This is a genomic window from Citrobacter sp. HN-141 (genome assembly GCF_033341895.1).
Taxonomy (GTDB): domain Bacteria; phylum Pseudomonadota; class Gammaproteobacteria; order Enterobacterales; family Enterobacteriaceae; genus Citrobacter.
This window is the reverse complement of record NZ_JAWPBF010000010.1, coordinates 206,476-217,299: the sequence shown is the minus strand read 5'-3', so window position 1 is coordinate 217,299 and position 10,824 is coordinate 206,476. Positions and strand designations below refer to the sequence as shown.

At 51.9% G+C, this 10,824-nt stretch carries 6 protein-coding genes and 1 pseudogene; 1 reads left to right on the top strand and 6 read right to left on the bottom strand.

The window, feature by feature from the left end; genetic code table 11:
* Positions 1-75: 75 nt before the first annotated feature.
* The 3 genes and pseudogenes from RYZ59_RS14510 to RYZ59_RS24785 form a co-directional block, all read right to left on the bottom strand.
* Positions 76-249: pseudogene (locus tag RYZ59_RS14510) on the bottom strand (lipid A biosynthesis palmitoleoyl acyltransferase); the annotation flags it as partial.
* A gap of 202 nt (positions 250-451) precedes the next feature.
* On the bottom strand, positions 452-724 hold the full coding sequence (locus tag RYZ59_RS14505; protein WP_016239704.1) for a hypothetical protein: 273 nt from the start codon (positions 722-724) through the stop codon (positions 452-454).
* 79 nt (positions 725-803) lie between these two features.
* Positions 804-980 carry a YnfU family zinc-binding protein gene (locus RYZ59_RS24785; RefSeq protein ID WP_220132834.1) on the bottom strand — a complete coding sequence of 59 codons (177 nt, stop codon included), beginning with the start codon at positions 978-980 and terminating at the stop codon, positions 804-806.
* A gap of 153 nt (positions 981-1,133) precedes the next feature.
* On the opposite strand from RYZ59_RS24785, the gene RYZ59_RS14500 reads away from it, so the two are divergent.
* Positions 1,134-1,367 carry a hypothetical protein gene (locus RYZ59_RS14500; protein WP_004132711.1) on the top strand — a complete coding sequence of 78 codons (234 nt, stop codon included), beginning with the start codon at positions 1,134-1,136 and terminating at the stop codon, positions 1,365-1,367.
* Positions 1,368-1,386: 19 nt separating this feature from the next.
* On the opposite strand, the gene RYZ59_RS14495 is transcribed toward RYZ59_RS14500, so the two are convergent.
* From RYZ59_RS14495 to cspF, 3 genes are all read right to left on the bottom strand, one after another.
* Positions 1,387-9,969 (bottom strand): GH36-type glycosyl hydrolase domain-containing protein, encoded by an 8,583-nt coding sequence (locus tag RYZ59_RS14495; protein ID WP_318048523.1) that lies wholly within the window; start codon positions 9,967-9,969, stop codon positions 1,387-1,389.
* Positions 9,970-10,124: 155 nt separating this feature from the next.
* Positions 10,125-10,289: a YnfU family zinc-binding protein gene (locus RYZ59_RS14490; protein WP_213076230.1), complete on the bottom strand. Its 165-nt coding sequence runs from the start codon at positions 10,287-10,289 to the stop codon at positions 10,125-10,127.
* Positions 10,290-10,370: 81 nt separating this feature from the next.
* The gene (gene cspF / locus RYZ59_RS14485) at positions 10,371-10,583 is read right to left on the bottom strand and encodes a cold shock-like protein CspF (protein ID WP_001446195.1); all 213 of its coding nucleotides are present in this window, start codon (positions 10,581-10,583) and stop codon (positions 10,371-10,373) included.
* Between the last annotated feature and the right edge of the window lie 241 nt (positions 10,584-10,824).

Here is a 10,824-nt window from a genome sequence, read left to right as displayed (position 1 = left end):
AGCTGATAGAAACAGAAGCCACTGGAGCACCTCAAAAACACCATCATACACTAAATCAGTAAGTTGGCAGCATCACCTCGTAATTCCTTCCCGGCGTTTCAGAAAGGGTCTGGATATTTTTCCAAGGCCAGAACCCAGAATATGTAAAACCGGGTAAGGAAGTTGAACGAGAAGCCACAGCAGACCCAAACCAGACCAGGTAAGCCAGTGGCGAGGATGAAGTAAATTATGAGTAAAAGTCTGTGCCATAAATTTCCTTAATGCTAATGAAGGTTATAACGCAAAAGGAAAACAATGAGGCAATTCGTCTTTAGCGATACATTTTGTTTAAGATAATTTAAATTCATCTAAATTCAGGAAAAAATATTTTGCAATGACTGGTGAATAATTTAAATAGCCAGGGGTGAATTGTAAGCCAGCAAATTTATTCTGTTATAAATCCATGGTTTTATCATTGATACTCAAGGAATTGTCTTCTTGATTCATCATCATCAAGGTACTCAAAAGAAAGAAGCCGAATTTTGGTAAGTTTATAAAACCACTCACAATCGTTTCGTTGAATAATTTCGCCTGGTTTGAAACATATCCCGGATGCCACCCGAATAATCGCATATTTACCATTACTAAACCTGACCCGGTGAATACAGAAAGGTTGGCCAGCCTGTCCGTGACAGCTGTTTGACAGGATATGCCCTTCAATAAAAACAGATTTTTTAGATTTCATTATCATACCCTCGACAACAGCAGTACAGGAGGAATGTTGTCATTTTCCGACATCACTGACGTTACGTGGCAGAAGCTGATCAGCCGCCGATACACCAGCATTCTGAAGGTCTGAACAACAGTCCGCAGGCAGGGCACTCAAGAACCGCATCTTTTCTTAGTTTACCTGCTTTCTGATCGGCTCTGTGTGCACATACCGGGCAGGCAACATGAACCGGTCTTTCTTTAAAATACCTGAGCCCATTTGCATAAGACATAAATAATTCTCTGAGGAATACAGTAATTATTATACGCTTTAATATAAAAATAACTGGCATAAGTTATGTTAAGTTGTGTCTGAATCAGGATATCAGATATTGAAAATTGAACGTCTCATTTATGATACACTACCCTTCCGTGAGAAATTTAAGATGAAATCAGAAGACACCCTTGACTGGTATCCGGCACAACTACCGCCTGTGAAAATTATTCTTGGCGAAGCCGTGCTGGCTGTGGGTAAACAGGGCCGACCGATTAATACCCGCACCTTGCTGGAATACCTTCAGGTCATGCAGGACAAACAAAAAAGGCGGGATGACAAAATCGCCATGCAGACTGCGATTGATGTTCTCAGGGATAATCAGCGCATTAACGGCAGACGTTAATGCACCTCCGGGATCAGTGTCAGTTCTGAATGATCTCAACCGTATGGTTTTGTCCATCATCCTTCAGCGGTATTCTGTCATCAGGGAGGAGAACACCATCCAGCGTCACGCAATATTCTGCATCGCCGCGTGAAACACTAATCTGATAATGGCTTTCACCATATTGATATGCCATAGAAAAAGACGACCACTCATCCGGTAACCTGGCATTAACACTAAAGTCAGTGCCGGAACGTTTTATCCCCAGTAATTCCTCGGTAAGTAAACGCCAGGCCCAGCCTGCGGAACCGGTATACCAGCTCCACCCTGCACGTCCGGTATGGGGAGCGACGCTGTAGACATCAGCACTCATGACATAAGGCTCAGCTTTATAAATCCCGACAGAGCCCGCATTCAGGGTATGATTTATAGGGCTGAGCATTGACCAGAGTTGCCAGGCTCGTTCGGCATTCCCCATTCGGGCAAAGGCCATCACTGCCCAGATGGCGCCATGCGTATACTGCCCTCCGTTTTCCCGCACGCCGGGCAGGTACCCCTGTATGTAGCCCGGATTTGGACCGTGTCCGTCGAAAGGAGGCGTTAACAGTTTGATCAGCCCTCCTTCGTTATCCACAAGGTGCTTATCCAGCGCCTGCATGGCCTTTGCGCACCGTCCCGGGCTCGCGGCGCCGGACAATACAGACCAGCTCTGCGCAATCGCATCAATCCGGCAGTCCTGTGAGGTTTTCGATCCCAGGGGAGTACCATCGTCAAAATACCCGCGCCGGTACCATTCCCCATCCCAGGCGTGGGCTTCGAGATTACTTTGCAGGCGCAGAGCCTGTGAACGGCACATCGCGGCGACGCTTTCATCCAGCCTGCGCTCCGCCAGCGCTGCAAACTGCTGCAAAATGTCGTACAGGAAGAAGCCCAGCCAGACGCTTTCACCTTTGCCTTCGATACCCACCCGGTTCATCCCGTCATTCCAGTCACCAGCCCCCATCAGCGGCAGGCCATGCTCCCCGAAGCGAAGTCCATAGTGAATAGCTTTGACGCAGTGTAACCAGAGTGTCTCTTCGGTGCCGCTGATGACCGGCGTGTCATAGACAGACTCTTCACCAGGCTGAAGCGAGCGTCCCTCCAGATAAGGAATGCGTATTTCCAGTGCATCCATATCCCCCGTCGTTTCAACATAGTGGCAAACAGCAAGCGGCAGCCAAAGATAGTCATCGGAACAGCGGGTACGGACACCGTTGCCGTGTGGCGGGTGCCACCAGTGCTGCACATCCCCCTCGATAAACTGCCGTGATGCACAGAGTATTATCTGTTCACGCATCCGGTCCGGAGCAGCGTGGCTCAGAGCCAGCGTATCCTGCAGCTGATCGCGAAAACCAAATGCACCGCCAGACTGATAGTAGCCACTCCGGGCCATAAGACGGCAGGCGACCGCCTGATACAACAGCCAGCCATTAACCAGTAAATTTACGGACGTGTCGGGGGTGTTAACTACGATTTTATCGAGAACATTGTGCCAGTGATTATGAATCCGGTTCAGCTCCTGGCGGACCGTATCCTCGTTCATGTAGCGGGCCAGCGTCTCCTGAGCACAAACATCATTCTCCTCTGCGCCGAGGATAAAAATAAACGTCCTCTGGTCCCCGTCAATTAATGTAACCGCCGATTGCACCGCTCCGCAGGGATCCAGACCGGCCCCCGTCTTACCGGAAAGCTTTTGCAGTTTCATGGCCGACGGGGCGTGAAGGGAACCATTACGGCCAATAAACTCCCGGCGGTCCCCTGTCAGAGAACAGTCATTACCGCTGACGGCAAAAAATGCAGTTCGGCCGCCACCATTATCACCATAAAAGTTATTCGCAAGCACCCCGCAGCCGCCGGGCGTTCTGGCCACATGTGTCACAATGTGAGGGGCTGAGCGCGTTCGTGTTTCTCCGAGCGTCCACTCTACATAGCCTGTGACGGAAAGTTGACGTGTCCGTCCCGAAGAGTTACTGAGCGTCAGGAGCACCAGTTTAACCGGATCTTCTTCAGCAACCAGGACCGTCAACTCGCTGTCTATACCACTCTCACGATGGGCAAAAACGCTGTAGCCAAAACCATGGCGGGTCAGGTAATCACCGTGTCCGCGAACAGGTAAAGCCGTCGGCGACCAGCACTCCCCGCTCTCTTCATCGCGCAGGTAAAATGCCTCGCCGCTGCGATCGCTCACCGGATCGTTCTCCCACGGCGTCAACCGGTATTCATGGGCATTCTCATACCAGGTATAGGCCTGCCCTGCCTCTGAGATCACACTGCCAAAACGGGAATTTGCCAGTATGTTCGACCAGGGAGCCGGTGTAAGCGCATTTTCCCGAAGGACGATCTGATACTCCCGCCCATCCTGAGAAAATCCACCGTACCCATTGAAATGGCATAACTGACTGGTATCAGGGCTCCAGTCCGTATGTTGATTACGCTCGCGCGCAGCACGCGGAATGAATGCCCTTGCAGGCGATTTCAGGGTATGAATACGCTGGTTAAGCTGCTCATTAATACCCCCTGCGCGGTCATCAAGATAAAGACAGGCCACGCTCATCAAAAGCAACTTATCCTCAGCGGAGAGATGCTCACCGTTGCGGACAAAAAGCCCGCCCTTTTTATCCAGCAGACTGGCTTCAGACCCGGCATAAATTAACTCCATAATCTGATTTTGTAATCCCTGCTGGTAGCCGCCGGGGCTGTTATTCAGGATAACCAAATCAACATCCAGCCCTTTCTGTCTCCAGTAACGGTGTGCCTGAATCAGTGTGGTCACTGAGGTGATACTTTCCTCGCTGGTTATACTCAGCAGCACTATCGGCAGATCCCCTGAAATTGCCCAGCCCCACAGTCCGGACTGGCCACGCCGGTTGCGGCCGATCGCCTGGCCTTCGGCGCGCAGCTCCTGGACAGGGTAAAGCACTGCGCTGGCGAGACTATTGAACAACGTGGCATCATCTTCACTGGCGTTCATCTGGCGCAATACCACCAGACTGTGAGACCAGGCCAGTTCAAAGACGCGATCGGCGATAGGGTAATCGCGATATTTCTCCAGCAACGCCAGGCTCTGCTGACGGGTCTCGCTGATGCCATAAATGATATCAATCGTAACCGGCTGCCCCGGCTGCAGAATGATGGCGTTGCGAATTGCCAGTATCGGATCCAGCACCGAGCCCGACGTGTTGCCTAGCATCCCTCCCGTCTCTATTGCCTGTGCATTCGCCGGGGTTCTGCCACGTCCAATAAACCTTGCCCTGTCCGTTTCAAACGACACGTTATGTCGGTTATCGCCGTGCACCACCATCATGTGAAACAGGCAAGGGCCCGGTTCATCCGGTGAGTGCGGGCGCCGGTGGCAAAGAATAGCGTCACGCTCAGGAGCCAGCTCAGTCTGAATAAACAAATTGCTGAATGCCGGGTGTGCCAGATCGCTGGCATCAGGTGCCAGTACCACTTCAGCATAGGTTGTCAGCTCCAGAGAGCGAGGCTTGCGACCACGATGAATCAGTGTGAGCCGTCGCAATTCAACATCATCCTCCGGAGAGATCACCACCTGAGTTTTGACGCTGAGTCCCCCTAAGCTGCGTCTGAATTCTGCCCCCGCATCGGTGAACAACACTTCCTCTTCTTGTCCGCTGGTGTGGGCTGTTGGTTGCCAGGTATTGCTCCACACATCTCCCGTCTGGGTATCGCGGATGTAGCAGAATGCTCCCCAGTTATCACGGGTGGTATCACTGCGCCAGCGCGTTAGTGCAATATCATTCCAGCGACTGTAACCACCGCCGCCCGCGGTCAACATCAGATGATAATGGCCGTTGGACAGGAGTTGAATATCCGGGGCGGGGGTATCCACGCTATAGAAAATACGGGGTTCATAGCGAACGGGTTTGACCATGCCCTCATGAGATTCAAAATGACGGCGCGGACTGTACAGATCGACCGCATCCGGCACGCGCTCCTGTAACAGCAGACTCGCTGACCGGAATACCGTGCTGGACATAAAGCGTTCAGTCATGGGGGCGTCAAGCAGCACATGAGCCAGCGCCTGAAATGCCATACCCTGGTGATGCGCCATCCAGGACTGTACCACCGCATAGAGCTGACCGGTTGCAAGACGTGAGGGGGTATAGTCCAGCGCTTCATAAAAACCGTATTCTCCGCGTGCACCATTTTTTTGCAGCCTGAACAGGTTCTCACAGGCTCTCTGTGGGGAAACCATCAGCGCCAGCAGCGTGGCGTAAGGAGCAACAACCATGTCATCGGCAAGTCCCCTGCGTAGACCGAGCCCCGGTACGCCAAATGCCTGATACTGATAATTATGCTGAACATCAAAAGCATGATAGCCAGACTCTGAAACACCCCATGGTACCCCGCGTTCTTTCCCCCAGTGAATCTGGCGCATAACCGCCGACTGACTCATTTCATCGAGCAGGCTGCCGGGCCAGGTGGGCATCACCAGATTCGGCATCAGATATTCAAACATGGATCCGCTCCATGACATCAGGGCAGTTTCATTATCAATCGTGGTAAACAATCGACCCAGCGCGTACCAGCTTTTAAGAGGCAGCTGATTAGTCGCAATGGCAAGAAAACTGGTCAGGCGGATTTCAGACGGCAGGAGATCGTAGTGGCTCTTGTCAGGCATATTGGTGTCACAGTTATAACCGACGCAGAGCAGACTGGTTGCTTCGTTGTACAGAAAGGCGAAATCCATCCGGGCATGCTCATCCAGCCGCTGTTCCAGCTCGGTGATAATATTGAGTCGCATTCGGGCCTGCTCCGCCACTGACGCCGGAGGCGTTCCTGTACCGGTTAATGTCGGACGGGCAAGCTCGCTCAGCGTCGGCAGTGTCTGTTCATTCCAGGATGCAGGCAACCAGCCAAGCAACAGAGACCACTCATGGCAAAGCTGAACCAGTTGATGCTCCAGATGTCCAGCCCAGCGCATCTGAAGAGGAGATCCCTGATGACATGCGCTGGTCAGATGGTTGCACTGGGTGCGCATGCTTTTCAGTTCGCTGAAAAGCGCCTGCGGAGAGAGCGACACCGCGTTCAGGCAATGCTTGCGCAGCAGTCTCAGGCTGTCAGGTGGGTTCTGACCCCACTGTTTTTCCAGAATATCCAGCGTATCGTTCAGTCCTGCCAGTATCTGTTGGTTGCTTAAAACAGGCTGATGACGCATGGCGGACAGGCCTGCACGCAGGGTCAATAAATGCCCGGCCATATTGCCGCTGTCGACGCTGGAGATATAGCGTGGACTGAGGGGGACCAGCGTACGGGTGTCATACCAGTTGTAGAGATGGCCCCGGTAGTGCTCCATTTTATCCATCGTGTCGAGCGTGAGCGACACGTGCCGGAGTACCTCTCCGCCAGGCAGGTAGCCAAAGTCCCATGCCGTCAGGTTAGCCATAAGTGAAAGACCAATATTGGTAGGAGAAGTTCGGTGTGCCACCGTCGGTTGTGGTATTTCCTGATAATTATCAGGCGGAAGCCAGTTCTCTTTTGCTGTGGCAAATGTTTCAAAAAAAGCCCAGATTTCACGGCTTGTCTGGCGTAACAGCTGTTTTTGTTCCTGATTAGGCGAAAAAACCTTACGCACGGGCTGGCGACTCAGCCAGCTCATCAGCAGCGGTGCCACACACCATACCAAACCGATCGGTAACGCAATCCCCAGCAGCTGTGGGGCAAATTGTCCGGTCAGTATTGTCAGCGCCACGCCACCGGCAACGTTCAGCCACATCGCCTGATAAAAACGTGCAACAGTGGGTCTGGCCTGACTGCTGTCCTGGCTGTGGCTGACCCACTGGCTGAGGTGACGCCTGCTTATCCCCAGTCGCCATAGCGTCACGGCGATCGCTTTCAGCGAATATCCGGCTTCGTGCGGCAGTATCGCAAAATTAAGGCTGATACCTGACAGACGCTTTAGCGCGCCCGCCCCCACCAGTAACAGATGCGGCTTCACGCGGCGACGCAGAGGTTTATGCAGAAGGTCGTGGCTAATGCAGAGGATGGCTGGCAACAGCCATATCAGCAACAGTATGCCCAGCCAGTAAACCGGATTGGGTACCCAAAGCAGAGTGAAGAACAGCAATACCAGTAAGGAAGGGGCGACCAGACTGCGACGTAGATTATCGAGTAATTTCCAGTAAGAAAGCGCGGTCAGCGGATTCCTGACCCGGGTTCCATCGGCTTTTCTGACGCGTGGTTTTAGCCAGTTAAGCAGTTGCCAGTCACCCCGGATCCAGCGTGAACGTCGTGCAACATCCGACAGATAATTATTAGGGTACTGTTCGTACAGTAACACCTCGCTCAGCAGACCCGAACGTGCATAGCATCCTTCAAGCAGATCGTGGCTGAGTACCAGATTTTCCGGGCAGATGTTGGTAGTGGCCTGCATAAAAATATCAACATCGTAAATCCCTTTGCCCACAAACGAGCCTTCCCCAAAGAGATCCTGATAAATATCCGAAGACATCATTGAATAAGGGTTATTGCCCGGTACGCTGCTGCGGAGGGCTGCGTAACGCCCCTGAGCGTTACGTGGTATCTCCTCCGCAAGACCGGGCTGTAAAATACCGAATCCTTTGACAACCCTCTGGCGTACCGGATCATACTCAGGCGTATTCAGCGGATGCGCCATCGTCGCGACGAGTTTGTGTGCCGTATCGCGCGGGAGCACCGTATCGCTGTCCAGGGTAATGACGTATTTTATGTGACCCGGTAAAAGGTGGGCAGGCATCTCTGCAACGCTGACGAATTGCGTTCCGGGATGGCGCAACCAGCTGTTCAGTAACGCCAGTTTTCCCCGCTTGCGTTCATAGCCCATCCACGCTCCTTCCGAGGGGTTCCATTCAGGCTGGCGATGTAACAGATAAAAACGTGGTCGGCCGGAGGGGTAGCGGCGATTAAGCGCCTGCGTATCGGCGATAGCCTGTCTGAGCAGCGCGTGACTTTCCGGCGAGGGTTCATTTTCAGAATCAGCAAAATCAGTGAGCAGCGCGAACCTGAGATTTTCGTTTTCATTCCCCAACCAGCAGACTTCAAGACTGGTGAGGAGCTGGCTGAAACTTTCTTGGCTGGTCAACATGCAGGGAATGACTAACATGGTGGCACTGTCAGCGGGAATACCGGCTGAAAAATCCATCCCCGGCAAGGGTCGAGGAACGTGAAAACGGGTGGTTGCATCACTGAGCAAATCGCTCATTAACTGAGTTAATGCGATAATCAGAGGTAATATCACCGCGATCAATAGCCAGTCTGCGCCCTGCATGGCGGTTTCGTGCAATATTGCTGCGGTCGCTGCGGTTGTCAGCAACGCCAAGCTTCCAAGCCATGACAGCAGGGTTATTCTGTTGAAACTGTGCCGCAAGCGTATGAGCCTTGAGGCGTCTGCCAGGAGATGAATATCCAGCGCCTGTCGACCTTCGCCCGCAAGATAATAACCAACATGATGTTCCGGTGTATCAGGCGCTTTTTCCTCTGAAAACGCCAGCGCCTTCTCAGCAACCTCAGGCTCGCTGAGACCGCTGTCTCTGGCCAGAACCTCAACTACGTGCCGGTAATGATCCCGGGTATTGAAGTGCATCCGGGGATAGATGCCGGCAGGATCATTGCGTAAGGCCTGTTCGACAACGCTTATCGTTTCGGCGAAATCAGCCCAGTCCGTTTCACTCAATAAACGCAGGCCCGCGATGCTGTTACTGACGGACAGCTGGCTGGCGGCAAGCTGCTGATTGAAACTATGTATGAGAACGTCAGTGGTGATCCCCTGTTCCCGAAGGCACTGATCAACCCAGGTCAGAGGTAACGACAGCGCGTTGCCATGCCCCTGCAGGCGCCGCACCAGCTCTGCGACAAACGCACTGGTTAACGGAGGTCGGGAGCGCGCCATATCGGCAACCACCATGATTAAATCACCAGGCGCACTCTCTGCGCATTCGACAATCCTTGTTATCCACGTATCAGCAAGGTTTCTGTCCTGCTGCGCTTTTATCACTTCCATACTGATACGACGAAGATTTTCAATCAGCGCAAGGCGCAGCATTCCCGGTAACGCCCAGACTTCACCCAGCGTCAGCGGCGTCACCTGTTGATAGGCAGTGAGATAGCTGGTCAGGCTGGCGGCATCCCAGCGGCCATCGCCATGAGCAATGGCCTCTGATGCAATATGATAAATTCGTGGGCAATTCAACGGTGATACCAGCGACGGAAGACCTTTGCCAAAGCTTTTCGGCAGATGCTGGCGGACAGTGCGGATTTGTTCCTCAATCAAATAATAATTGTCCAGCAGCCATTCACCGGCGGGCATGATACTGGTCTTTTTACCCGCGTTAAGCTCATAGCAGTTTTGGGTAATGACGGCCTCATTGTCGCCAAGCCGTTTCAGAAGATAATAAGGATGCCTATCCGGTGATACTTTATGAGTCCGCGCCAGCTTCTGGCCGTAGCGTTCCATCTGGACGGTTGAAAAGAGTTCTGACCGCGGCGAGCTTTCACCGGCAGGATCGTTCGCCGAAAACGTTATGTTTTCGGCAGCATTCATCAGAATACGGGAGCGGTTAAACCACGCTCTGGGGATCATTTTCATAGCATTGCTCTGATGCGACGTTAGCGCGCAGGAGCAGTTGCGAAATCAGTTCAGAAACGTTCTCTCAGGATGGGCGTCAGGCATCAGGGATTTAACAGCTGCCGGAATCTAACATAAGTATAGGACATGAGCTCTGTTCTGCGGTTTTGGTCGAGCTAGCGTCGGGAGATAAACAGAGCCTTACATCCGGGGCAAAGCATGGTCTGGTTGAGCCGGATTTTTGACAACGGTTGTACTGATTTTAAGCCACAAACAGGACAGGCAGCAGTGGCAGTAGACGCACTACTGAAGAATTTCATTGCGTAATTGATAACAGACATAACCATTAACCTTTCAATGAATGAGCTTCACCGTACCACATGTGGTTAAGTTTTAATCTATCTATTTTGACACACTGAAAATCAGGAAAGATAAATGTTCGCAGCCACAGGCCCCCTGAGACCGTTTATCCGGCAAAACTCTATGCGGCTTCCAGGGATGAGTAATTCTGATTCGCGAGAGTTAACGGCTGAAATGTGAAGCAGAACGTCTTTTCGTCCATCAGATGGGATGATGAGGCCTTTACCACTAAGAATATCAAAGCTTTTGACAATTCCTGTCATTTTATGGGACAAGTCAATTCCTTATTGAAAACACTTAAAGACTATACATTGAAAATGGCATTCAGCCACTTTTATTTTTCCTACAGGACCTCTGGATGGTTAAAAGATAATTTGCTTATATCTATTCCCTGTGCCTTAATGAATCCCATCAGTTCGATGTACTAATGAAAGTTAGAAATTTTCCGGGCAGTTCTCATTACCAGGCGCTATCGTTGATATCCCCTCTTTTTGAGTCCATACATTTACTATCAAT